The following is a 25462-nucleotide window of genomic DNA, read 5'->3' as shown; positions in this document are numbered from 1 at the left end:
ATAAAATCCGCAAATATGGTGTTATAAGAGTAAAGAAAACAGAAGACATTTTAAAGGTTCGGGACATAGCTCCCAAAACATTTCACATAAAAAAATACCCGATAATTTTGTATTGCATTACTTAAAACTGATATTTTTGAATTTTAGAATTCATTTTTATGAATATAGACCAGATTCTTGATGCCATTTATGTACTTCCCGAAGCATCTAAAGCCAGTTTAAAAGAACAGATCACAGAGATTTCCCATCCTAAGGGTTTTTGTCTGATGGAAGCTGATAAAGTGATTCCTTATGTATATTTTATCCGTAAAGGTATTGCAAGAGCTTATTCTTCTACCGCGGAAAATGATATTACTTTCTGGTTTGGAAGTGAGGGACAGTGTGTGCTTTCTATGAAAAGCTATGTGGAAGACAAACCGGGTTATGAAAGCATTGAACTGCTGGAAGACTGCGATCTTTATATTCTGGAAACAGAAAGTCTCCGAAAACTTTTTAATGAAGATATTCATATTGCCAACTGGGGAAGAAAATTGGCAGAAGCAGAGATGATCAAATCTGAAGAACTTATTATTTCGAGACAATTTAAAACTTCACTGGAACGTTACAAAGATATCATTACTTATCAGCCAGACCTTTTGAAAAGGGTTCAATTGGGTTATATTGCCTCCTATCTTGGCATTACTCAGGTGAGTTTAAGCAGAATAAGAGCGGAGATTAAATAAATTTTACCCTGGAAAGATTTAAGGATTCAAAAATTGTATATTCTTCATTTACATTTGTGCTAAAGCCAAAGGAATAATTATGGAGAGCGGGCGGACTAAAGTCCACCTCTATTGATATGATGATTGTCTTTTCTTTGTCATTTTTAACCTCTCATTCAAAACCTCCAGTTCCCATCTTCCATTCTTTAAAAATATTCTCAATTTCATTTTTTAACAATTGTAAAATTTTTTCTCTTTTCAAATGTGGAAATTTGCAGTAGAAAAATTTGAAATAATGAATTGGATAATATTAGTAATTGCCGGACTATTTGAAGTCGCCTTCGCATCATGTTTAGGAAAAGCAAAAGAAACCTCAGGAACTGAAATGTATTTTTGGTACGCAGGCTTTCTGATTACCATGACAATAAGTATGGTTTTACTGATCAAAGCAACTCAAACGTTGCCAATCGGGACAGCTTATGCGGTATGGACAGGAATTGGAGCTGTAGGAACAGCGCTGATGGGAATTTTCTTTTTTAAAGATCCTGTAAGTTTCTGGAGAATATTTTTCATCGTAACACTTATCGGTTCTGTGGTTGGTCTGAAAGCAGTATCTGCATCACACTAGTGTCACTCAAAAAAGGCTAAAACTTTCTCTCTAATAAACAAAAAAACCGTCTTCAGTAGGAGACGGTTTTTCATGTATTTTTGCTTATTATTTCTTGTAAACCAGAGGTAGGATTTCATTATGTCTTAACCCATATTTTTTGATTTCCTCTTCGGTAAACTTCTTTGAATAGAAATTGATATCTGTTTCAAAGCCGGCTTTTCTCAATCTGTCAAAATAATCCATTCCGTACCAGCGCACATGGTCGTACTGTCCGAAGTGTTTCTGGCGTTCTTTTGGATCTTTAATGGTAAAGTCTTCATAGGTTTTTTCCAGTGAGTTTTTCATCGGAACCTGAAGTATCCCCCAACCACCAGGCTTCATGACTCTGTATAGCTCGCTCATTGCTTTTGCGTCATCTTCAATATGTTCCAGAACATGATTGCAGAAAACAATATCAAACGTTTCGTTTTCAAAAGGCAGATTAAGGATATCGGCCTTAACGTCTACAATGGGAGAATAAAGATCGGCAGAAATATAGTTCAGATTGCTCATTCTTTTGAATTTCCTTAAAAATTCCTGTTCGGGAGCAATGTGCAGCACTTTATAATTTTTAATAAAAAAATCAGTTTCGTTCTGAAGATACAGCCACATCTGACGGTGTCTTTCCAGGCTCAACGTTCCCGGAGAAAGAGCATTCTCACGTTGTTTTCCGTATCCATACGGGAGAAATTTCCTGTAAGATCTTCCGTCGATAGGATCATAGAAGTTCTCTCCTTTGAAAAACTGATAAATCAAAGGTCTTGCCCAGATGCTCATCTTGATCAGCATCGGACGTGGAATTTTATTCAGTAAAAGTTTAGTTACCTTTTTCATTAAAAATCCAGTTGGAACTGCTTTTCTTCGTCACTTACAATCCCAAGAGCCTCGTATACATATTCGAATGTTGAAAGCAATACCGGCTTACCATTGATAACCGCCACATCGTGCTCAAAGTGAGCAGAAGGTAAATTATCTAAAGTTGTTACCGTCCAGCCGTCATTATGGAACTTTACTTTTTCTGTTCCAAGGTTGATCATAGGCTCAATAGCAATTGCCAAACCATCTTTGATTACTTTTCCACTTCCCTGTCTTCCATAGTTAGGAACCTGTGGATCTTCGTGCATTTTTCTTCCTAAGCCATGTCCTACAAGCTCTCTTACTACTCCATATCCTTCTTTTTCACAGTGAGCCTGAATAGCGTGGGAAATATCCCCTATTCTTTTTCCTCTTACACACTGTTCAATTCCTTTGTAAAGAGATTCTTTGGTAACCTGCAACATTTTTTTAACTTCGGGCTTCACTTCCCCGATTTCAAAAGTATAGGCGTGATCTCCCACAAAACCATTAAGAATAACTCCACAGTCTACAGAAAGAACATCACCTTCTTTTACAATATCATTATTCGGGAAACCGTGAACCACCTGCTCATTCGGAGAAATACACAGTGAGTTCGGGAAACCTCCATATCCTAAAAATGCAGGTTCTGCACCATGATCTTTAATAAAATCATGAGCCAGTTTATCTAAATATAAAGTGGTAATCCCAGGTTTAATTTCTTTGGCCAGCATTCCCAATGTTTTAGAAACCAAACGGGCACTCTCCTTCATAAGACGCAATTCGTCTATCGTTTTTAATTGAATCATTGTATTAATTTACCAATGTATTAATATATCAGTGTAGCCATATTGATTGATAAATTGGTACACTATTAAATTGTTATATTTTTATACTACCAGAAAAGTCCTTTTTTCTTTTCTTTTTTAAGTTTTGAATAAGCAAGAACTTCTTTTCCTTCTACACGGAATTCTATTCTTTCCTGAATAATATTGTAGATTTCACCCCATCCTGGGAACCCTCCTAAGTTTCTGTCATCAATAAACCAGTCTGCATCTAATTTTCTGGACTGCGTTTCCGAATCAAAAATTTCTCCTTCAAAACTGGAATTCACGGCATAGAATTCTATTCCGTTGTTTTTACAGAATTCAACTGCCTCATCAAGAGTTTTGCCATGTCTGTATGTCCAAAGAATAAGTCTGAAGCCTTCTGCCTGAAGCCTTTTTAGCGTTTCGAATGCAAAAGTTTTCGCTTTCCCAATTGCCGGATAGGCATCATCAACAATAGTTCCGTCAAAGTCAACAGCAATTTTTTTATTATTTAACATTTTGTTCTTTTTTTAGCTTTGCAAAGATAAGAAATAAAAAGAGTGCCCAAAAGAAAGGCACTCAATAGTTTTTATAATTTAAATGATACGATGGAAAGATTACCTCTTTACCCAGCTGAACTGGAACTGAAGATCCGGAGTAGAAACTCTGTCTGTGATCTTCTGTAGTCTTGCCGGAAGCTTCATCAGGTATTCCTGAGCTTTTTCAGCTTTTTCGGTAAGACCTTTTACGTGTTCAATCTTCCATTCGTCCAATAAGTCTTTCATAATATTGATATAATCCTGACCTGTGTATACCATACATCTTTGTGCCGCATCTGAGAAGTGTCCCCAAAGTTCGCCTGCCTTTTGTCCTGACTGTCTCATCAGGTGAGCCGGCATAACGATCTTTTTACGCATCATATCTTCGAATGCAAGAATCATTTCTGAAGGGTCTATTTCAAGGATTTTCGCTACGAAATGTTTGTAAGCTTTAGCGTGTCTTGCTTCATCTGCGGCAATTACTCCACACATTTTAGCAAGCTTTCCGTTTCCGGATTGTTTTGCCAATGTTCCTACTCTTCTGTGGGAGATATTGGTAGCCGTTTCCTGGAAGCTTGTGTAAATGAAATTTCTGTAAGGATCCATGCTTGTTCCTAAATCGAAACCGTCGTTGATCAGATATTGAGTTGTAATTTCAACTTCTCTCATGTTCACTCTTCCACACAGGTAAAGATATTTGTTCAGTAGATCTCCGTGTCTGTTTTCTTCTGCCGTCCAAGCTCTCACCCAGTTGGCCCAGCCCACTTTTTCTTCCTGATTAATTCCGTCTACTCCCATTAGCCAGGATTCGTAAGAAGGTAGAGCTTCTTCAGTAATACAGTCTCCGATAAGCGTTACAAAAAGATCATAAGGCATCTCGCGGGCAAAAGTCTGAATTTCTTCTAGATCATGTTTGAATTCCTCGCTTGAAGGATCTGGCAAGTAATCGGAAGGCTGCCATATTTTTTCAATTGGCGTTAAAAATTTATCAAGAAAAGAACCTACTTCCTTTTCCAATATTCCCATTACTTCTTTCCTAACAAGCTTTTGATACATTTTCTATTCAGTTTTAAACAGCAAAGATATGATTTATTTATTATTTAAAGCATAATAAAGTATGCATCTCATACCTTATCTGACATAAATCATAAAAAAATGCCGATATATGATAATAACGGCATTTTTTTATAATTATTATTGAATTTTAGCTAACTAAAATGTCACCTGTCATAGCATCTGGTTTTTCTACGCCCATTACTTTAAGTATGGTAGGCGCTACATCGCCCAGTTTACCTGGTTTTAGGTTCCATGTATGATCTTTATCCATTACGATGAAAGGAACCAGATTGGTTGAATGCTGAGTGTTTGGAGTTCCATCCGGATTCAACATCACATCTGAGTTTCCGTGGTCTGCAAGGATGAAAACTGCATATCCGTTTTCGTACGCGGCAGTCGCTACTTTTTGGATACACTCATCTACTACTTCTGCGGCTTTTACTGCGGCCTCAAAAACCCCTGTATGACCTACCATATCAGTATTGGCAAAGTTCAGACATACAAAATCAGCCGTTCCCTGTTCCAATTCTGGTACGATAGCATTGGTGATGTCGTAAGCAGACATTTCCGGTTTTAAATCGTAAGTAGGAACATCTTTCGGACTTGGGCACAGTAATCTTTTTTCTCCGTTGAATTCCAGCTCTCTTCCTCCTGAGAAGAAAAAGGTGACGTGAGGATATTTTTCTGTCTCGGCAATTCTGATCTGGGTTTTTCCATTTTTCTCAAGAACTTCCCCCATAGTTTCTGTTAAAACATTTTCATCAAAAACCACTTTTACATTCTGGAAAGTTTTGTCGTAGTTGGTTAATGTAATATAATACAGATTCAGTTTTTTCATAGAATATTCAGGGAAATCCTTTTGTGAAAGAACTTCTGTAATTTCTCTCCCTCTGTCTGTACGGAAATTGAAACAGATCACCACATCATTATCAATAATTCTTGCTACCGGAACTATATTTCCTGTTTCTGTTGTATTGACTAAAATGATGGGTTTAATAAACTCATCGGTTATATTATTGTCATATGACGTTTTAATAGCAGCTAAGGCATCGGTAGTCTGTTCTCCTATTCCTTCTGCTAAGGCATCATAAGCCAGCTTCACACGCTCCCATCTTTTATCTCTGTCCATTGCATAATATCTTCCTACAACGGTAGCCAGCTTTCCTGTAGTGGCTGCCATATGCTGCTGAAGCTCATCAATGAATCCAAGTCCTGAATGAGGATCACAGTCTCTACCGTCAGTAAAAGCATGAACAAAAACATTTTCGTTCAAACCAAATTCTTTGGCAGCAGTAAGTAATCCTTTTAAGTGATTGATATGTGAGTGTACCCCTCCGTTGGAAACCAATCCGATAAAGTGTACTTTTTTGTTTTCTTTTCTGGCATATTCAAAAGCATCCTGAATGGCTTTCTCCTGTCCTAAAGTTCCGTTTTCAACAGCCATATTAAGTTTCACGAGATTTTGATACACTACTCTTCCAGCTCCAAGGTTCATATGCCCAACCTCGGAATTTCCCATCTGCCCTTCCGGAAGACCTACCGCCAAACCGCTTGCTTCAAGTGTTGTATGCGGAAACTTCTGGTAGCAGCTGTCTATAAATGGTGTATTTGCTTTATCTATTGCGGAAACGTCAGGGTTTGTTCCTAATCCCCATCCGTCAAGGATTGCCAGTATTGCTTTTTTTGACATTTTGTAAAACTTTTGTTAGACAAATTTATCGAATTTCCTATGAATAGAAGAATTTGAAGACTCGATTTTTATTGATTACTGATCATCAATGAATTGCTTTTAAAATTATTGTATGAAAAGTAGGCTTAATTCGTATTGCTTGTTTTCTCGCTGACTTATGATATTGAGATGATTTTGCGTTCAAAAGAATATTTCTAACCAGTTTCCCCGTGTCAAGGTTTTAAACCTTGACACGGGGAAATCCTAAAAATTCATCTTCATTTACCTTCATAAATCGGTAAATCTTTTTAATTTTGCGGTATGGATTTACGAGATCAATTGAAGAATCTTTTTCCTGATCATGATGAGCAGGATTTTGAAATGCCTGAAGAAGAGTTCAAGCAAAAGGAACCTTTGGTATGCAAATTTGAAAAAAAGGGAAGAAATGGTAAGCCTGTCACCATTGTAGAAGGCTGGGAAGGCAGTGAAGATGACCTTAAAAAAATCTCAAAGAAAATAAAAACCACCTTAGGAATAGGCGGTTCTGAAAAGGATGGAACGATTATCATTCAGGGTGACAACCGTGATAAAATTATGGATATCCTTAAAGAAATGGGTTATAAAACCAAACGTGTAGGCGGATAGGTTTAGAAGTAAATCTGGGTTTCCGGCAGTAAGGCTTTTAAATTTTCAATGGTATTTTTTTCTATAGGATTTCCTGTAAGAATCAATGTTTTCAGGTTTTTAAGCTGTTGAATTTCTACGGGAAGATCTTTTAGATTGTTGTTGGCAAGATTCATACTGACTATATTTTTCAATCCTTTTATTCGGGATGAAATTTCCGTGATCTGGTTTCCGCTTACGTTCAAAAATTCAAGGTTTTTGGCTTTGAATAGGTTTTCCGGAAGTTTTACGATAGCATTCTGCTGCAGTTCAAGGTATTTTAGGTTTTTAGGAAAAGATAAATTGCCTAAATCATTGATCTGATTATCTGATAGGTTCAAAAATTTCAGATTGGTAATCTTATTCAATCCATCCGCAATGAAACTGATCTGATTTCCCTGCAAATTAATTTCTTCCAAAGCTGGAATTTTCATTAATGCTTCTGGAAAAACATTCAGATTATTGGCATCAAAATGTACAACTTTTAAGCGTTGAAGTTTTGCAAGATTGGGATTAATACTTGTCAGACTGTTGAGATTCATAGAAAACGTCGTCAGTTTTGTAAGCTGGCTTATTTCGTTTGGAATATATTTAATACTGTTTTCGTTGACGTTGAGAATTTCAAGTGCCTTTAATGCAAACAGTTCCTGATCCATTTTTTCAAGCTTATTGGCCATAATATTCAGAAAGAACACAGAATCCAGTTGGGTAATCTGTGGAGGAAGATTGAACATTCCTTTTTCCCGAAAACTGATGCTGTAGACCGTTTTTTTACTTTTTAAAGCCTCTTCAATATTAGTAAAAGTAGGATATTTAACAGGATCAATCTGTGCATTGATCTGGGAAAGTGACAGTATGGAAATAAGTAAAATCAGTTTTTTCATAGAGATAGAAATCTGGCGGCAACTTCGTTGCCGCCAGAAAGAAATTATTAATTATTACTTCTTTAGAAGCTTTACTGTTTTCTGGAATCCTCCTTCTGCTTCAATATTTAAAATTAAAACACGAGTTCCTTCCAACTGCTGCGTGAAATCAAGGTCTAATACTTTGCTGGTTCCGTTGAATTTCTTTGTATAGACAATTTTCCCATCCATACTGTAAGCCGTTACCGAAATGTCTTTCAATCCTTTTGCAGAATTGATCTTCACTATTCCTGATGTCGGGTTTGGAGCAACGGTTACGGTATTTTCTGCGTTTGTACTTTCAATAGTTCCTAAAGAGCCTTCGATTCCCAGGTTACTTTTAAGTGCGATAACAACCGTTGCCGATTTCCCTTTGTAATTGATTGTATTTCCTGTAGCATCTACATCCGTAGAAATGGTAGAGTCCGGGTGCTGAACAGAGAAGAAACCAAATTTATGATCAGGAGTAAAAGTAAGTCCTGTAGGCTCTGCACCAGCTGGCATAGATGCAAACAATCTCACTTTTGGATTCGCCTGAGTATGATCCGGAGCAATAACCCAGATATAGTTCTTTCCTCCATCCTGAAGAACCCAAAGGTTTCCAAGTTCGTCGAAAGTAAGGTTATCATTACCGTCTGCCCAAACTTCAGATTTCATTCCTTGTGCAGTATTGAAAGAATATACAGTAGAACCCCCTCCTACAAAAGTTTCTACCTGAGAAGCTGTAGTTCCGTTATCCTGTAAACGGTAAACTCGGTCTAGCCCTTTAGCGGTAAAATAAATTCTTCCATCCAATGGGCTGATATCTACATCTTCTACTCCATTGAATTTGGTTCCTCCAAGAGAAAGAGCTAATGAAGCGGTATTATTTTGGTCAGCCTTTGTTTTATTCGGAACCTGAATCCACGTTGCTGTAGTTCCTGCAGGATCTCCCGCAGCAGTTAATCCCTGATCCAGCTTCAATACATAAAGATTTCCTGAAGAAAGATCGTTAGGAGTATCCATCACATATTTATACACCATGTGAGTTCCTCCATCTTCTCCATAATAAGCAATAGTTCCTGCATTATTGATCACTACATTTTCATGGTTCATAATTCCCATCTGCCAAAGTTTTCCTTTGGAACCATCAGGATTTTTAGAAATCACCTGAGCTGTTGCAGGATCTATCTCAACCAACCATCCGTAATCTTTGTACCCATCGGCATTCACATCATTTGAAGTAACAGATTCTTCAGCTGTTACAACAGTCCCCCAAGGAGTGATCCCTCCCGAGCAGTTTCTGATCGTTTGTACTAAACTAGGATCAGAAAAGCTTACTGCTCTGGATTTTGTCAACTGCCAAAGCTTGGTTGAAGCGTTATAGTTGATCTCTGCCATAGTAACTCCTCCAGGATTGGTTTCGTGGTTTACCGAAAGATATCCGTTGGTACTGCTTCCTGTTTTAGGAACATATGCTGTAAAGTCATTCTGACCTCCTACTAATCCACCTCCTTCTGTGTAATTGTCACCTTCTTTTAAGATAAGCTGATATTTATGTTCCGCAGGAATGATCAGTTTATCGGTCTGTGCTGTCGGAACGATAGAAGTAAAGCAACTGATATGAGTTCCGTTACAAGCTACAGGATTTGTAGTGTTCGATGTCGTTTTCAGATAAGCATCAATTCTAAGATCTGAGCTGGTAGCACTTCTGTTGTGTAACTCAACGGAAATTCTGTTGACTCCATTAACGAACTTAGATTTTGGAATAGAAAAAATGTTGTATACATTTTCTGCAGCCCCGTCAATTGTTGTACTGGAAAAAGTATTGAACGTAACAGTACCTGCAGGCATGTTGTCTCTTACGACTTCTTCTCCGTTAAGATATACGATAATACCGTCATCTCTCATCACACCAAGCTCCATATTATCGGAAAGTGTAGAAAGATTTACTGTAAAATCTTTAGCAAAGTAAGCCGTAATTAACCCGGAATTGATTGTTGTCGTAACAGGATCTCCGTATCCAAGAGGTCCATTTCCTACGGCCCATGTTGAAACATCGTAGTTAGCAGCATTCCATCCTGTTGGTTGTGCCTGATTGTTGTCTTTGTAGCTCCATGATGCTCCTTTGTCAAATATCAGGGTCTGTGCCTGAATACCAGAGCAGGCAATTAAAGCTAACGCTCCAATTGTTAGTAGTTTTTTCTTCATTTTTAATTTAATTTATTAGACGTTGCAAAACTATTTTTTTGAAGCTATCCCTTTGTTAATAGGATTTTAAATATAAATCGGAGAATGTTAAATTATCAGAAACTCAATGTTAAGAGAATTAATTTTTTGTTAAATAATGCGAGTTATGGGATGTGAGGGTACGAGAGTTTTAGTGTTAAAATTAGGAGGTACGAGTTTAGAGTTGCTGGGTTTGGGGACAGTGTGTACTTACTTCATATTTCTTTTGGGTATTTATCTTAATCATTGATTGATTCGAACAAGTTGTTTTCAATAAGCTAAACCAATCAAAAAAGAGAAATTTTATTCGGAAACAAGAATATTTTAGAAGACAATTTATTTTAAAAACGAGCTTTATTCTTATCTCTTAAAACTTTATATTTGTTATTATGATTGACACAGCTATGCAAAATAAAAAAATACATCAGGGCAGAAATATTAAACGTTTCCGTGAAATACTGGGTATCAAGCAGGAAGCTTTAGCTTTTGAATTAGGTGATGACTGGAATCAGAAGAAAGTCTCTCTTTTGGAACAAAAAGAAATTGTGGAGTCTGATGTTTTGGCACAGGTAGCTCAGATTCTGAAGGTTCCAACAGAAGCAATTGAGAATTTTGATGAAGAATCAGCAATTAATATCATTGCAAATACATTTAACAATCACGATCACTCATCTTCTCAATTTGCTACAATTATTAATAATTCACCAAGTTTCCATCCTCTCGACAAAATGGTTGAACTTTACGAGCGTATGTTGAAACAACAGCAAGAAATGATTGACAAACTGGAAAAGCTTATCCAAAACAAATAAACAGACAGATTGATCCGATTTGTAAAATAACTTTAGGCTAAATTCTGAAACCAGCGTAGATCACATTTACACAAGTTTCAAAATTTAGTCTATTTTTATTAAAACTGTATCATTCCTATTGAACCTCTAGCAAGCAAACTCGTAAACTCTCCAACCCTTATTTCGCTTTACTCACATCGGTAAGGGCATTCAGAAAGGCAATGATCTGTTGGATTTCAGTTTGGGTAAGATTAAGCTTGTCCGGTGCAAGAGTCTGATTCTTCATTTTTAAACCTAATCCTTCACCGCCGCCTTCGTTATAAAAATCAAGAACTTCTTCTAATGTATTGAACGCTCCATTATGAAAATACGGCTTAGTAAGCGCAATATTTCTCACGGTAACGGTTTTGAATGCATAATCATAGATCCATGATTTTTCTTTTTTTACAGGACTGTTTCCACGTCCAAGATCATGATCCAGTTCAATCGTTTTTTGATTGATCGGTTTTGTTGTGATCCCGAGAACTTCAGATTCATTTTCATTAAAAAACGGCGGTACCAAACCTGAAAAGTGAGGAGCAAAATGACAGGTAGCGCAATTTGCTTTTCCCATAAAAAGGTTAAACCCTTTCTTTACATCATCGGAAACATTCTTTTCATTTCTCATGAAGCGGTCAAAATCACTGTCAAAAGAATATAATGATGTTACGTACGAGCTTAAAGCCTTTGAAAAATTCTCTTTACTGATATTTCCATCTTTAAATGCTTTACGAAATGCTTTTTTGTAGGCAGGTTGCGTTTTCAGCTTCTGAATAATACTTTCGTAGCTTGTATTAAATTCTTCTTCGTTATAAATAACGTGCTCTGCCTGCTGCTCAAGGTAGAAAGCACGAAGGTCATAGAAAAATCTTTTGGCAAAAACAGCGTTATAAAGTGAGGGAGAATTTCTCAAAACAGTTTTGCCTTCCACATTACTTGGCGATTTTGATTTCAGGTCTGTAAAGGCATTTTCCTGAAGATGGCATGTTGCACAGCTCATTTTTCCGTTACCGCTTAGATTCTGATCATAGAAAATCGATTTTCCGAGAGTACGAAGATCTGGGCTATCTTCTGAAGATTTCAACAATGTATAAAAATAAGGATCTAAGAAATCACTGCTGAAGAAGTTTTTATTTCCTACGTTCCATCCTGAAAATTCTTTGAGATCATCGGACTTTCCGTCCCAATTTCCCAATTCTTCATATAAAGGCTGGATGTACTTCTTGTAAAATTCAATTCTGTCGAAAGTTTCAAAATCGGTATTTTTTGAAAGATAATCGACCGCTTCTGTTAAAGTCTGATTCGCTTTTTGGGTATTGTAATTTTTAAAATAAGGATCATCATTAATGTACTTCTGCATTCCTAAAAGGGCGTGGCTGGTTTCTTCAGAAATATTTAAAGAACCTGGGGTGTCAAAACCTGTTACTCCTAATGAATATATTCTGATCAATTCTATTCTTAAAGGCAGTGTTTTATTGTTTCCTTTGCTTAATCCGTTTTTCACAGCACTCAAATAAAACCCTGAATAACTGTTGTATAAAAAGTCGGTGATGGTTTTTATTTTCTCTTTCTCGTCGGCTGCTGCTTCTGAGAAAATCAGTTCATCCAAAACCTGCAATCCTTCCGGAGGTAAAGTATAAGCTGTTGTGCCCGCTGCTTCTATGTGAAATAAAGGGGCTGCATTAACGTGTGTCTTGGTAAATTCCGGATAATGATAAGCGATGTAGAATTCTATTTCTTTAAATGAGTTTCTTGTGCTGCTCAATGACTTTTGCAATTCTTCCAGAGAAATCTGGTCTTCTGAAAACAGGCGGACATCCGATTTCAGCTGTTCAAGTTTAGTTTTAAAGTCTGACAGCCCTTTATTAACAAATGTATTTTCTTTCTCTTTTCCTTTATAAACAGGGTTGAAAGACATAACTGCAAATCCTATTAAAAGGACGAAAACAAGCAGTGGATAAGATCTCATTAATTTTTAGCGGTAAAACTATCATTCTGATATTATCTCAGTTTTAATAGCAGATTAAATAATGTTTATATTTCTGATACAATATTTTTCACTAATTTTAAACCCCGAAATCAAATTCATTATTCTAAAGGATACGGTTTGTTCTAAAATACCGGGAAATAATGGCGGGAGATTATTGGGGAAGGATTTTTTATATTAAATTCAACACATCAAAAACTAAATAGTATTATGAAAACAAAACTATTGTTTGCATTTGCGGTAAGTTTCCTGTCCATTGCTACTTTTTCACAAAAGAAAAAGCAGACGGAACAGCCAACCGGAAAGAAGCAGGAAACAGCGGTTTATGCAGAGAAAAAAGGGAATGATTATTATCTCGTCCGCCTGGAAAAAGATAAAGAGATACCCAACGTTTATGTGTATTCTGAGGGAAATATAAAACCTTATAAAAACTATACCGATCTGAAAAATGTTCTTATGGATTTTCCCCGGAATGATGAGTTCCAACAATTCCACAAAAGAAGAACTGATTTCTATCCTGAAAAAAGATGATCATTTCTATGAGGTTACCTCGCAGAGAAAAGATCCTAAAAATATTGAAAAAACCATTGTTACAGTATATGAAGTAATGAATGGGCAAAAAAGAATTGTAGAAGAATACGCCACCATTTATGAGCTGATTGCTTCACCTTATAAAGAAGCTATTTTAATTAATTATTAAAAAACAAAAAATATACATATTATGCTAAATAAACTTGCTGCCTCAGAACTTGTTCTGAATGAAGACGGAAGTGTATACCACCTGAATCTTTTACCTGAAGATATCGCCGATAAAATTATCCTTGTAGGGGACCCGGACAGAGTGGGAAAAGTTTCAAAATACTTTGATACCGTAGAAATCAAAAAAAATAAAAGAGAATTCTATACGCACACGGGAACACTTCGTGGCGAAAGAATTACAGTAATGTCAACCGGTATCGGAACAGAAAACATCGATATCGTAATGAACGAACTGGATGCTTTGGTAAATATTGATCTGAAAAACAAAGAATTCAAAACAGAGCACAAAGCACTGGAGCTTTTCCGTATGGGAACTTGCGGAAGTGTAAATCCTGACGTACAGGTTGATAATATGCTGGTTACTCAGAATGTTGTTGGTTTGGATGGGTTAATGCATTTCTATCAGGATTATAGTTTTGAAAATGAGTTTTCTAAGAACTTTGTAGAAAAATTTCCTTACGAAAAAATCAAGCCAATGCTGTACTTCTCAGACTGGGCAGAAGAAATGGGCGAATATTATAAAGATGCCAAATACCACGGAAATACAGCTACTTTCCCAGGATTCTATGCTCCACAGGGAAGACAGCTTCGTTTAAAGGCGGTGGATGATCAATTCCTTGAAACATTAAATGATCTGGGAATCACCAACTTTGAAATGGAAACCTCTGCGATCTATGCACTTTCAAAATTATTAGGTCATAAAGCGATTACCGTAAATAATGTGATTGCCAACAGAAGACGTGGAGAATTCTCTGCAGACCACCACGCTTCTGAAAAGAACCTTATTACTTGGGTGCTTGACAGAATTATTAAGTAAATTTTATCCAATAATTACATCATAAAAGAGCTATTCTCAATGAGGATAGCTTTTCTTTTTTAAAAGACTTCTATTTTCTACAATTGATCAAAATAACTACACTTTTGTATAGATTTACATGTAAAACCTGTTTAAACTTAACCACAAAAGTTTTTTAAAAAAACACTTTAGTACATTGAAGAAGGCTTAAAATAATACACAAGTACACGGAAAAAAAATAAAGATTTTTTAAACTTATATGTGGGCTTATTCTGTGCCAGGATATTCTCTTAAGCTCACTTAAAGTGTTTAAATTCATTGAATCTTCGAATTGTGGTTTAATAAAAACACACAAAAGAAGGATAATTTCTAAGGCTGGATTCCTTCGGAATGACAAACAGGACGTTGAGTATATTCGTACAATTCGTCATTCTGAAGGAATCTAAACATTATATAATTTTCAACACTTTAAAAAGGGTAAGGAAATACCGCACAATGAATTTCATAGAGGATGAAAATCCTTGATTTTCATCTTATGTGAACTCAGTTGTGTGGTGTCTTCTTATATTTTCTAAAGTGTACTAAAGTTTTAAGAAATAAAAACTTTTGTGTCTTTTGTGGTTTAATAAACACCTTTAATGAATGATATTCACCATTTTTAAAGAAAAAAGGGCCTCCAAAACTGGAAGCCCCAACACCATCTCAACTATAATATCTCGATTATTCTCATTAAAATTCATTGATCATCACATAAAAATGTCCCGAATACAAGCTATTGGCATTCCCAGAAATATTGGTAAGATTAAGCGTAATACTTGAAGCAGACGTCATTCTTGGGTTTGAAATAGAAAAAGAGGCATTCCCTGCAAAATCTCCTGCTGGGGAAACCGTTATCACTGCTCTGGTTGAACCAGGCTGATACCCTGCCGGAACCGGAATATCAATGGTTGTTGATTTTCCAGGAGCCAAACTGTTGATTGATACTCCCGGCCAAGCTTCGAAACTGATCTGGCTTTTCTGCACACTTCCCTTTTCTCCTAGCTTAAACTGTCCGTTTACATCAAGTTTTGCAGAAACATTCGGCGCTCCTGTTCCAATCCCTATATTAGCATTACTGTTCCCCAAAACGATAGCATTAGCCTGTGAAGTAGTTGCTCCATATCCTAATGCTGTTGAAAACTGACCTAAAGCATTCGCTCCGGAACCCAACGCTGTGGAATTCTGATTATCGGTAACAGCATTATATCCTAAAGCAGTTTCGCTATTTGTATTTGTTTTCGCGTTATATCCTAATGCTAAAGATTGAAATCCTCCTGCAGAAGATTCATTTCCTATAGCTACAGATTCATTTTTACTGGTTTGTGCATGATAACCAATCGCAGTAGATCTAAAGCTACCCGCTAAAGACTTATTTCCTATCGCCAACGCTTCATTGGCAGAAACAGCAGCTGCAGTACCAATAGATATTCCTTCAAATGCTGAACTTGAACTTCCAATAGCAATACCATTCTGACCTGCATTGGCTCCCAATCCTAAACTAACAGAATTATCAACACCTAATCTACCTGCAATAACTGAATTCACTTTAAACACCAAGTCATCATAGGTTTTTGTTCCTAAAGAAAGATTCGTATTAGCTCCCCCATAGCTCCCGGCGTTTGTTGCCGTAAGGTTCCAACTTGTTCCATCATCAATTTTTGACGTATTATCAGAATTAGTTAAAATTTTATTCCATTTTGAATTAAACCAATAATAAAAACCTGTTTCTTTTAATAGCCCAATACCGTTGTTCCATACAATAAGACCATCGGCAGGAGAAGGAACAGTTGTATTGTCTGTAGCTGAATTCAAAGCAATACTGGTAAGCAGTACTCCTTTATTTATTGATTTAACATGAAGCATTGCTGAGCTGTCTGGTTGCGGGAGACCGATCCCAACCTGGCCTTTAGTAAAAATAATAAATAAAGAAAAAAGAAGACTTACTTGAAATTTGCTTTTCATTGACATTACACACGTTTTTTGTGGTTGCAAATATACAATTTTTTAATAAAATCACAATTTAATTGAAAAATCCATAATTAAAAACACAGTAATGTGAATAAAATATCACTTAGTCACCAAACAATGAAAAATATTTACAGATCAATAAGTTATAGATTAACTATTCATGAACGTTTGAAGATAAGTCACTTTGTGAACAAAATTTAACACTTGCGTTATTTTCAATAAATATCACATAAAATTGAATAAATTAAAATGATTTATTTTCTGATAAAACAGCTTTTTAGGTGGTCATTCACTATTCTTGTAGCCTGCATATGCGCATAAATTACCATAGAACCCATGAATTTGAACCCTCTTTTCTTTAAATCGGCAGAAATAAGATCAGAAATTTCTGTAGTAGCCGGAATATCTGATATTGTTTTGGGGGCATGATCCACAATTTTTCCGTCAACAAAACCCCAGATATAATGAGAAAAACTGCCAAATTCTGATTTTACTTCTATAAACCATTGAGCATTGGTAACTGCAGCACGTATTTTAAGTTTATTTCTAATAATTCCGGGATCATTTATTAAATCTGGTCTGTTTAGCTTAACAACAAAAGTTTTTTAAAAGCACTTTGGTACACTTAAGAAGGCTTAAAATAATACAGCATACAAAATACACGGAAGAAAAAAATTAAAGATTTTTTTAAACTTATATGTGGACTTATTCTGTGCCAGGATATTCTCTCAAGCTCACTTAAATTGTTTCCATCTTTTGTGGCGTTTAAATTCATTGAATCTTCGATTTTTGGTTTAATAAAAACACATAAAAGAATGATAATTTCTAAGGCTGGATTCCTACGGAATGACAAACAGGACGTTGAGCGTATCCGTACACTCGTCATTCCGTAGGAATCTAAACATTATATAATTTTCAAACACTTTAAAAAGGGTAAGGAATACCGCACAATGCATTTCATAGAGAATGAAAACCCTTGATTTTCAACAAAACTTTATTGTACTTACCCAAACTATATAAATTAAATAGCTTAAGTGTTTTAAAAAGCTTTTGTGACTTTTACTGTTTAATAAAAAAGTTTAAACAGCTTTATCATTTATTTTTTCTTCAGAATAGGAGACTTTTTTTTGTAGTCGAAATAATCAAATGTTTTTCTGAAATTTTCTCTTTTGGCAAGAATAGTATACCAGCTCAAGCCGCCTTAAAAGATTCGAGAATAAGAAATTCAAATATAGTTTCGTCATCGTAAACTGGTCTTCCCCACTCTTCGTCATGATCCTTTCTATAAAGCTCATCTTTTTCACACCATCCACAACGTATTCTATCCATCTGTTTTCAGTTTTTATAAATTTAATATCAATATGAATTTAGAAAAAGATAACAAAATATTATGAAAAGTTTAACAAAAGTGCCAGGTTTTAGGAATGGTTCTTGTTTATTTCATATCACACAACTAAACATTTAATATTATGAACAATTCGGAATACAACAAAGCAGAAAATGCAGTAAACAACACGGAAAATTCTTTAAAGAATGCAGCGGACAATGCAAAATGGAAAATTGAAGAACTTGCGGACAGAGCTAAGGATTATATTAACGAAAAAAGATCCAATGATGAAGAAGCACAGCAAGAAGACTGGTTCGAGAAAGTAAAAAATAATGTTTCTGATGCATGGGATGATATTAAAGATAAAGCGAATGATGCATGGGAGAAAACCAAAGATGCTGCAGAAGATGTGAAGGCAGAATGGAACAAGAAAACCAATTAAAATTTCAGTCATATAAATATTTTCAAGAAAATGGAGTCTTAAATTGCTAAGGCTCCATTTTTTATTATGCCATAAGCACAATTATTGCTACATTTGTAGTATAATAAACATTAAAAAATTATGTCATACGGTTTACTTAAAGGCAAAAAGGGAATTATTTTTGGAGCCCTTAATGAACAATCTATCGCATGGAAAGTTGCTGAAAGATGCCATGAAGAAGGTGCTGAATTTATTTTATCTAATGCTCCTATCGCTTTAAGAATGGGAGAACTTAATGGTTTAGCAGAAAAAACAGGTTCTGAAGTAATAGGTGCTGATGCTACTTCTATAGAAGATCTTGAAAAACTTTTTGATGCCGCTGTTGCAAAATTTGGAAAAATCGACTTTATCCTTCATTCTATCGGAATGTCTATCAACGTAAGAAAAGGAAAACATTATACAGAAATGAACTATGACTGGTTGGAAAAAGGTTGGGATATCTCTGCTGTTTCTTTCCATAAAGTAATGCGCGTAGCTTGGGAGAAAGATTGTATGAACGAATGGGGAAGTATTTTGGCACTTACTTATATTGCTGCTCAAAGAACATTCCCGGATTATAATGATATGTCTGATAATAAAGCTTATCTTGAAAGTATCGCTAGAACTTTCGGAAACTACTGGGGAGAAAGAAAAGTACGTGTAAACACCGTTTCTCAGTCTCCTACCATGACTACTGCCGGTAGTGGTGTGAAAGGTTTCGGAGGATTCCTTGGATATGCAGAAGACATGTCTCCACTAGGAAATGCTACAGCTCTTGAATGTGCAGATTACTGTGTGACTCTTTTCTCTGATCTTACTAAAAAGGTAACGATGCAGAATCTTTTCCATGATGGAGGTTTCAGCAGCTCAGGAGTTACTCAGAGAGTCATCAGTAAATATGATGCAGAATAGTATTATTTAAATAAAATATACTTTATAAACAGGCCGAAATACATTATGATGTATTTCGGCTTTATTTTTGGGCAGCCCTCTAATTCTTTTAATCTTTTGTGTTTTTATATTTTAAACAAATTCTTTCTCCATACTCAACATCAATAAAAAATATGATTATTATAAATGATATTCTGACAAGGAATTAAAAATGTAAACCATTTAAAACTAATTAATTATCAACCTGTCATAATTTTACTATTAACCAATAATTATACCTCTATTATTGTATTTTTTATCTATTTTTAATAATACAAGATCAAAAAACACAAAATATACATGAAAAAGAATTCCTCCAATTCTGAAAGGATATCGGAGAACCATATACCAGGCATTAACCGGGTTGTACAACTTGATATTGTTATTGATGGTATCATTATCAATGGCTTTAAACACTTTCGTCTTCAACAAAGTGCCAGAACGCATCATCAATTTGAGCTTATCCTTGCTCATGATTCTTTACATGAAATCCAAAATCATAATCTTGAAGAAGCGAGGCAATTTCTAGGAAAACGCCTGACAGTAACTTTCAAATATAAAAATCCTGAAAATGAAAGTCCTAAAAGAACTTTTGTAGGAGTTGTTATGAAGGTGGCATTCAGCCAGGAAAAGATGAGCCTTGGGAATATTGTTCTGAAAGGAAATAGTCCAACCATTCTGATGGATTCTGCTTCTCATACTCAAAGTTTTGGAGGAAGTCAGCCAGTCAACACATCGATTATTGCTGACAGGATCATTAAAGAATCTTTGGGAACTTATGATTTTGATTTTAGAATAGACACCCAAAATAGAGGGTATATTAATTACAGCTCACAATATTGCGAAACGCATTATAATTATTTAGCCAGAATTGCAGAAGCATATGGAGAGCAATTCTATTATGATGGAGAAATGCTACACTTCGGAAAGTTACCCCCTCATGAAAAGTCTATAAAGCTTATTGATGGCAGTAATGTCAGTGATGTGCAGATAGAGTTAAATGCAGTACATATCAAGCCTGAATATTTTGGATATAACAGCAGTAACCATGCAAAGATGATCGGAGTTGATCATAAGATCAAGCATCTTGGTGAACTATCATCGGAAACTTACGAACTGAACAACAATATATTTAAAACCAGATCGCTGGTCCCCGCTCCTATCAATGCCAATATGTTTTTGGATATTGATGACTCTCAGAAAAGTGCCAGAGGAAGTAAAGCAGTAGATGTTTTTACCGTTTCCGGAAAGACATCTGTACCATTTCTATATACAGGTTGTGTTGTGGATCTAGCGATGAGAAAACCTGATAGCAACCAAACTTCGCACTTCACTACATTGATGATGACAGAAATACATCATGAAGTTGATGCAAGAGGATACTACAAAGGAAGTTTTGAAGCTATAGCTGAAGGAACAGGTTTCATGCCTAAGCCTGATTTTATAATACCAAAAGCAGAGCCACAAGTTGCAACCGTAATCTCCAACGTTGATCCTTTAAACCAAGGAAGAATACAGGTAAGATTTGACTGGCAGTTGAATGATACCACCTATTTTATCCGAATGATGAGTCCTGATGCAGGCGGCACAGATGCTGTAAGCCAAAACAGAGGATTTGTGGCCATTCCTGAAATCGGAGATCAGGTAATGGTAGGTTTTGAGTATCACAATCCAGATTTTCCTTTTGCCATGGGCGGAATGTTTCATGGTAAAGTTGGTTTAGGTGGCGGTGTTGATAATCATCTTAAATCCATACAAACTCGTAGTGGTATCAAAGTTTTAATGAATGATGCTAATGGGAGTTTAACAATTCAAGATCCAAGTGGTAATATTTATTTTATGGATGGAGATGGAAATATCAATGTTACGGCACCTAATAAAATTACAATGAATGCAACGGATGTTGAAATTAATGCCAACAATAATTTCGACATTAACGTTACTAACAATATGACATCAACAGTAGGAAATACAGCATTACTTACTATTCTGCAAAAAATGATGGTTAACTCTCCTATTTTATTACAAAATATAACTGACTTTTTCCATACTCAGGCAGGAAAGGCTTTAATTAATTCTGAAAATGAAATAAAGATTGAAAGTCCAAAATCATATCTTACAGGTCAAAAAAAGCTCTTTTTACATTCTGATGAAAAAGCTATCATTAATAGTGAAGGAACTACAGAATTAAAAGGAAAAGAAGGAAATATAGCAGATAACACTCCTACTCAACAAAAAGTTAAGGATATTATCTTAGATGCAAAGGCATTGGTTATATTCCGTCCACATAATACTTGGGAAAGTGATTTTTCGGTTGGAATGGACTGGTTACGTACAGGAAAAGGTAATGGTTTTGGTGAAACGATATTTGACGGCGATGTCGATTATTCTACAATTGCAGGATATTATAAAGATAATAACATTAGTAACACATTCATTAATGATAACAAAGACGCTAATAAAAATGGCATCAATGACCTATATGAAGCAGTAAGAAACGAGTATAGTAAAGGAGTGGTAAGCAATAAATTAGACGCTAAAGGAAAACCATCAGAATATTTTATTCCCAAACTTAATATTTATAAAAACGAAAATGAACCAACTCCATCTGTAGTAAACCTTGAGATACAATTTGAGATTTACGAAGAACCTGATGAACTTATTTTAGAATATGAAGAGGTCTTTTTTGATATTGTTGACTATTTTCCTTCTGGCGCTGTAGCAGGTGCTGTTATAGTAGGAAAGAGTTCAAAGCCTCCTATATATACACCTCCAACAGGGTATAAAAAATTTAAACTTGCGCCAAAAACTGTAACTACAACAACCTCTAATTATGATATAAGTATTGAATGTAAAAAAGCTTTCGGTCTTCTAAAGCAGGTTAAAGCCTATACCATAAAAACTGACCCAGATCCTGCAAAACCTCCAATAAAAAAACTAGCTGGGGTATTGCAGATCATGCCTAATAACAATGTTTATAGAAAGATACAAAAAGTAGTAATGATAAATGTCATTACTGATATTACTGCTTCAGGTGCTAGTTCAGAAGGTTGTGATGCTATGCTAGAAATTAAAGAGAAAAATACTGTAAGAAAATTTCTAAGGCAAGCTTTAGTTGATATAGTATTTGAAACTGTAAAATTAGATTTAACAGGTACAACACAGAGAATCACTAGTAAAGAAAGAGATCATTTTAACAAGACTTATATTGATGGAGGCAAATTAAAAGCTTATTATGAATCTCCAAAGAATACGCCTAAAGGTTGGAAAGATTTAGAGGATTATCTAAATGAAAAATTAATTGCCGTTTACAAATCAAAATATTCCAACCATATTCGATTATTCTATTTACCCCAAAGTGGTTTAGTTTCAGTAACTGAAACAGGAGGAACAAATGATTGGGGTGGTTATACATCAGGAAGTGATGTCAAAAATATTGTATTACCAAAGCAAGGTAGTAATTATGCTACTTCACATGAAATCTGCCATAGTTTAGGTTTACCACATACCTGGAAAAGTAAAAATCATATCAAAGGTGGCACAAATGATCCTAAAGCCTTAAAAAATGGCGTACATTCTTTTAAGTATCAAAGCACATGGAATTTAATGGATTATTCTAATAAACAATACTTTCTTTGGGCTTGGCAATGGAAAAGTGTAAATGGAGCTGCTCAGGCTGAGCCTAAAAATCATACACCTCAAACATTATGAAAAAGATAATATTCGTTTTTTTTACATTGTCTATAATACAATGTAATGGACAGAAAAAAGATACTATAACATTTAAAAATCAAAGCTACATGCATCAACCTACAATAGATTCACAAACGGAAAAGCTTGATATTGAAAAGTTTCAAAAAGAGGGATTAAAGATTATAAATTCTGATTTGAAAAAAACTGGGTATAAAGAATATGAATACAGAAAAGATGATACAAAAAGAAATATCAATATACAAGGAAACTCACAAACTATAATAAAGTACAGGGAAACCTTTACAAACTCAATATATCAAATCGTAAAAATTTATTACGGGGAAAATTTGATAATAAAATCAAAATATTTGTATGGAACTATTGCTCCATCAATACTCCTTGGAAAAGAGTGTCAATATAATCAGAAGGGAGAATTAACAAAAACTATTAACCATGATTTAGGGTGGGATTTTAGTTATGCTAAAGTAGTAGGCTTCATTGGAAAACATTATAATATTAATCCTTTAGAAAGTCAAATAAAAATAAAAAAAGGAGAACGTGAAACACTTGTAAGCTACAATGAAGACACTAAACAGTCTGTCTATACTATGAAACCTTATTATGAAACCTATAATACCTTTTATTCAATCGAAAAAGAAGAAAACAAAAAAGGTTTAAAATATTGGAAAATAAAGATAAAAACAGATTTTAAAACAGATAAAAACACTTTTGATATTTTAAAATTGGATGCATTATCAGGTGAGATATTAAGCTATATTGAATATGAAAATAATTATAAGGAATCCAATAGTAATACTACTGCAATGGTTATTATTCCAAAAGAAGTTAAAATAATAGTACCTGATAGAACAAAAAAATAAGAATTATTTTTAACAAAAAGTATTTTGCAATTGATGGGAAAGATGGAACGGATGCTAGTCCTGTATTAATAACAGACAAAGCCATTGGAAATAAAAGAGATACAGGACAGATTATCAAAATAAAATGTATTGAAGAATTTTCAACAAGACAGGAAATCCTTGTTTATGCTTATCCTAAAGGTTCACTTGCTAAAACTCAGGCAGAACAACTTGTTCTTCGTAAAGTGGCAGGAAAAATAGTACTGGAACCGAATAAAAATATGCCAGCTTCTAAAGGGAAATCTGGAATAAAAAATCGAAAGACTCAAAAAGTTGTTTTGGTTCAGGTAAAAACAAATATTAATGGTTCAAGCCCATTAACAGGTACATCCACTAATGCTGAAAAGGAAAATTTGCAAAATGCTCTTCATCAAGCTTTAATACATGGGGAGTTCGAGGATTATGTAGCGAGAGATACAAAAGGACAGCCATTACTAGATGCTGTTAGTGGTACCACTATTAACTACTTTGATTTAAGCAATATTGATGAATTTAAGATAAAAACGGTAGGGACAACGCAAGTGTATGGCAAGTTCATTTATGAAAAAGCAAAACATGATATTTTATTTGCTAGTACAGTAAATCCTGCTGATACTTCTGATGGTGGACTATTTGAAGATTATCCTGATCCAGCAAGCCCAAATCAGGAGTTTTTTACTTTTCTTAAGGCTAAATTTTTAGCACAAACGGGAAATGCAAAATATTCTGATTATTTCATTGCTTTTTGTTTTGGGGCAATTCCTTTTGATATGATAATTTACCCAACAGGTGGATATTCGGGAACTTTAGGACAGGTTCAAAAAATAGGTGCTAAAAATGTAGTATTGTTTGATCCTAGAAATGATACTACTTTAAACCATGAAGTATTGCATGGATTAGGTTTATACCATACACATGAAACTTATTTTAATAAAGATGTTAAATTTACTTTCCAGAAATATGAGACAACAAATATTATGTCTTATGCAGACTCTTCACATCCGTCAGATGAAAAAATAACTTCTTGGCATTGGCAATGGAAAATAATTAAAAGAAATGTAAAATGAAGCAATTAATAATCAGTGCTCTTTTTTCACTGTTAGTGAATGGTTGCAAAGGGCAAACACATAGAACAATTTTTAACAACGTAAAAAAAGATACTATGGAATATTTTAATATAAATAGATATAAAGATTTAAAACCAAATCCAAAATATTCAGGACAAGGATTTTATATAGATAATAATGGAGATAAAATTAGAATCATGGGAAATCTCACAGGCGGACCAGATGTAGAAATAAGAAAGCCAAATTCACCATACAAAACAATAAAAACATATTATAAGAATAGCAGCCCTAAATCAATAAGTAAAGTTTTCTATTCTTTCCCTGTTGGAATTTTCAAAGAATATGACGAATCTGGCAAATTGATTCGAGAGGTGAATAATGATGCTCCTTATAAATTTTCAATTGATGATTTGATAAATAAAATAAAGAAAGAATATGATGTAAATATTGTTGGGGATTATAAGGATTCTGATAAAACCAAAATAATGGTTAGCAGATGGTTGGGATATAAAGAAGACTGGAGTATTTACAAAAAAAATGTTCCTATGTATCAGGTTTCAATTCGTGATAAAGAAGGAGCTCCTATTGTTTTGGAGATAAATGCACTAACTGGAGATACTATATCAAAGAAACTAAATAAAGTTGGAGGTGTTAAGAATGGAAATGCTGGAAATAAATAA

General features: G+C 34.8%; 22 protein-coding genes and 2 pseudogenes. 13 read left to right on the top strand and 11 right to left on the bottom strand.

The window, feature by feature from the left end:
* The first annotated feature begins 158 nt into the window (after positions 1 to 158).
* Together ACQ76T_RS04590 and ACQ76T_RS04585 are read left to right on the top strand one after the other, a co-directional pair.
* Positions 159 to 722 (top strand): Crp/Fnr family transcriptional regulator, encoded by a 564-nt coding sequence (locus ACQ76T_RS04590; protein ID WP_431342158.1) that lies wholly within the window; start codon positions 159 to 161, stop codon positions 720 to 722.
* Positions 723 to 996: 274 nt separating this feature from the next.
* Entirely contained in the window at positions 997 to 1329 is a 333-nt protein-coding gene (locus tag ACQ76T_RS04585) for a DMT family transporter (protein WP_431342157.1), read from the top strand.
* An 87-nt stretch (positions 1330 to 1416) separates the two neighbouring features.
* Here the strand turns inward: ACQ76T_RS04585 and ACQ76T_RS04580 are convergent, their stop codons facing one another.
* From ACQ76T_RS04580 to gpmI, 5 genes are all read right to left on the bottom strand, one after another.
* Positions 1417 to 2184 (bottom strand): class I SAM-dependent methyltransferase, encoded by a 768-nt coding sequence (locus ACQ76T_RS04580; protein WP_431342156.1) that lies wholly within the window; start codon positions 2182 to 2184, stop codon positions 1417 to 1419.
* On the bottom strand, positions 2184 to 2993 hold the full coding sequence (gene map, locus ACQ76T_RS04575; protein WP_431342155.1) for a type I methionyl aminopeptidase: 810 nt from the start codon (positions 2991 to 2993) through the stop codon (positions 2184 to 2186). Before map ends, ACQ76T_RS04580 begins: the two co-directional genes overlap by 1 nt.
* Positions 2994 to 3079: 86 nt before the next feature.
* On the bottom strand, positions 3080 to 3511 hold the full coding sequence (locus ACQ76T_RS04570) for a BT0820 family HAD-type phosphatase (protein WP_431342154.1): 432 nt from the start codon (positions 3509 to 3511) through the stop codon (positions 3080 to 3082).
* 99 nt (positions 3512 to 3610) lie between these two features.
* Positions 3611 to 4588 (bottom strand): acyl-ACP desaturase, encoded by a 978-nt coding sequence (locus tag ACQ76T_RS04565; protein WP_431342153.1) that lies wholly within the window; start codon positions 4586 to 4588, stop codon positions 3611 to 3613.
* Between the two features lie 148 nt (positions 4589 to 4736).
* Positions 4737 to 6278 carry a 2,3-bisphosphoglycerate-independent phosphoglycerate mutase gene (gene gpmI / locus ACQ76T_RS04560; protein ID WP_431342152.1) on the bottom strand — a complete coding sequence of 514 codons (1542 nt, stop codon included), beginning with the start codon at positions 6276 to 6278 and terminating at the stop codon, positions 4737 to 4739.
* A gap of 300 nt (positions 6279 to 6578) precedes the next feature.
* Here gpmI and ACQ76T_RS04555 point away from each other — a divergent pair, with 300 nt between their 5' ends.
* A complete protein-coding gene (locus ACQ76T_RS04555; RefSeq protein ID WP_431342151.1) occupies positions 6579 to 6902 on the top strand; it encodes a translation initiation factor in 324 nt (107 codons plus the stop codon).
* Between the two features lie 2 nt (positions 6903 to 6904).
* Here ACQ76T_RS04555 and ACQ76T_RS04550 read toward each other — a convergent pair whose 3' ends face one another.
* The gene (locus ACQ76T_RS04550) at positions 6905 to 7804 is read right to left on the bottom strand and encodes a leucine-rich repeat domain-containing protein (protein WP_431342150.1); all 900 of its coding nucleotides are present in this window, start codon (positions 7802 to 7804) and stop codon (positions 6905 to 6907) included.
* A 54-nt stretch (positions 7805 to 7858) separates the two neighbouring features.
* Positions 7859 to 10012, bottom strand: a complete 2154-nt coding sequence (locus ACQ76T_RS04545; protein WP_431342149.1) for an alkaline phosphatase PhoX — start codon at positions 10010 to 10012, stop codon at positions 7859 to 7861.
* Between the two features lie 407 nt (positions 10013 to 10419).
* On the opposite strand from ACQ76T_RS04545, the gene ACQ76T_RS04540 reads away from it, so the two are divergent.
* A complete protein-coding gene (locus tag ACQ76T_RS04540; protein WP_431342148.1) occupies positions 10420 to 10839 on the top strand; it encodes an XRE family transcriptional regulator in 420 nt (139 codons plus the stop codon).
* A gap of 157 nt (positions 10840 to 10996) precedes the next feature.
* Here the strand turns inward: ACQ76T_RS04540 and ACQ76T_RS04535 are convergent, their stop codons facing one another.
* The gene (locus ACQ76T_RS04535) at positions 10997 to 12826 is read right to left on the bottom strand and encodes a cytochrome-c peroxidase (RefSeq protein ID WP_431342147.1); all 1830 of its coding nucleotides are present in this window, start codon (positions 12824 to 12826) and stop codon (positions 10997 to 10999) included.
* Between the two features lie 228 nt (positions 12827 to 13054).
* Between ACQ76T_RS04535 and ACQ76T_RS04530 the strand changes: the two genes are divergently transcribed.
* The 3 genes from ACQ76T_RS04530 to ACQ76T_RS04520 are packed head-to-tail and all read left to right on the top strand — an operon-like array spanning position 13055 to position 14420.
* Positions 13055 to 13375, top strand: a complete 321-nt coding sequence (locus tag ACQ76T_RS04530; protein ID WP_431342146.1) for a hypothetical protein — start codon at positions 13055 to 13057, stop codon at positions 13373 to 13375.
* Entirely contained in the window at positions 13317 to 13544 is a 228-nt protein-coding gene (locus ACQ76T_RS04525; RefSeq protein ID WP_431342145.1) for a hypothetical protein, read from the top strand. Before ACQ76T_RS04530 ends, ACQ76T_RS04525 begins: the two co-directional genes overlap by 59 nt.
* Before the next feature lie 21 nt (positions 13545 to 13565).
* Positions 13566 to 14420, top strand: a complete 855-nt coding sequence (locus ACQ76T_RS04520; protein WP_431342144.1) for a nucleoside phosphorylase — start codon at positions 13566 to 13568, stop codon at positions 14418 to 14420.
* Between the two features lie 708 nt (positions 14421 to 15128).
* On the opposite strand, the gene ACQ76T_RS04515 is transcribed toward ACQ76T_RS04520, so the two are convergent.
* The 3 genes and pseudogenes from ACQ76T_RS04515 to ACQ76T_RS04505 all read right to left on the bottom strand — a co-directional run.
* On the bottom strand, positions 15129 to 16400 hold the full coding sequence (locus tag ACQ76T_RS04515; protein WP_431342143.1) for a hypothetical protein: 1272 nt from the start codon (positions 16398 to 16400) through the stop codon (positions 15129 to 15131).
* A gap of 260 nt (positions 16401 to 16660) precedes the next feature.
* Positions 16661 to 16978: pseudogene (locus ACQ76T_RS04510) on the bottom strand (DNA-3-methyladenine glycosylase I); the annotation flags it as partial.
* 525 nt (positions 16979 to 17503) lie between these two features.
* A pseudogene (locus ACQ76T_RS04505) lies at positions 17504 to 17735 on the bottom strand (DNA-3-methyladenine glycosylase I); the annotation flags it as partial.
* A 140-nt stretch (positions 17736 to 17875) separates the two neighbouring features.
* On the opposite strand from ACQ76T_RS04505, the gene ACQ76T_RS04500 reads away from it, so the two are divergent.
* The 6 genes from ACQ76T_RS04500 to ACQ76T_RS04475 all read left to right on the top strand — a co-directional run bounded on the left by ACQ76T_RS04500 (position 17876) and on the right by ACQ76T_RS04475 (position 25462).
* Positions 17876 to 18175, top strand: coding sequence for a hypothetical protein (locus tag ACQ76T_RS04500; RefSeq protein ID WP_431342142.1), 300 nt, complete (start codon positions 17876 to 17878; stop codon positions 18173 to 18175).
* 120 nt (positions 18176 to 18295) lie between these two features.
* On the top strand, positions 18296 to 19105 hold the full coding sequence (locus tag ACQ76T_RS04495; protein ID WP_062670284.1) for an enoyl-ACP reductase FabI: 810 nt from the start codon (positions 18296 to 18298) through the stop codon (positions 19103 to 19105).
* Positions 19106 to 19423: 318 nt separating this feature from the next.
* Positions 19424 to 22834 carry a type VI secretion system Vgr family protein gene (locus ACQ76T_RS04490; protein ID WP_431342141.1) on the top strand — a complete coding sequence of 1137 codons (3411 nt, stop codon included), beginning with the start codon at positions 19424 to 19426 and terminating at the stop codon, positions 22832 to 22834.
* Positions 22831 to 23697: a hypothetical protein gene (locus tag ACQ76T_RS04485; protein ID WP_431342140.1), complete on the top strand. Its 867-nt coding sequence runs from the start codon at positions 22831 to 22833 to the stop codon at positions 23695 to 23697. Before ACQ76T_RS04490 ends, ACQ76T_RS04485 begins: the two co-directional genes overlap by 4 nt.
* Before the next feature lie 260 nt (positions 23698 to 23957).
* Complete coding sequence (locus ACQ76T_RS04480) at positions 23958 to 24782, top strand: hypothetical protein (RefSeq protein ID WP_431342139.1); 825 nt, start codon at positions 23958 to 23960, stop codon at positions 24780 to 24782.
* On the top strand, positions 24779 to 25462 hold the full coding sequence (locus ACQ76T_RS04475; protein WP_431342138.1) for a hypothetical protein: 684 nt from the start codon (positions 24779 to 24781) through the stop codon (positions 25460 to 25462). The genes ACQ76T_RS04480 and ACQ76T_RS04475 overlap by 4 nt, the downstream gene beginning before the upstream one ends.

Origin of the sequence: Chryseobacterium sp. JK1, from assembly GCF_050632815.1 — a bacterium.
Classification (GTDB): Bacteria; Bacteroidota; Bacteroidia; order Flavobacteriales; family Weeksellaceae; genus Chryseobacterium.
The sequence above is the reverse complement of the archived record's forward strand: the minus strand, read 5'-3'. Positions and strand labels throughout refer to the sequence as shown.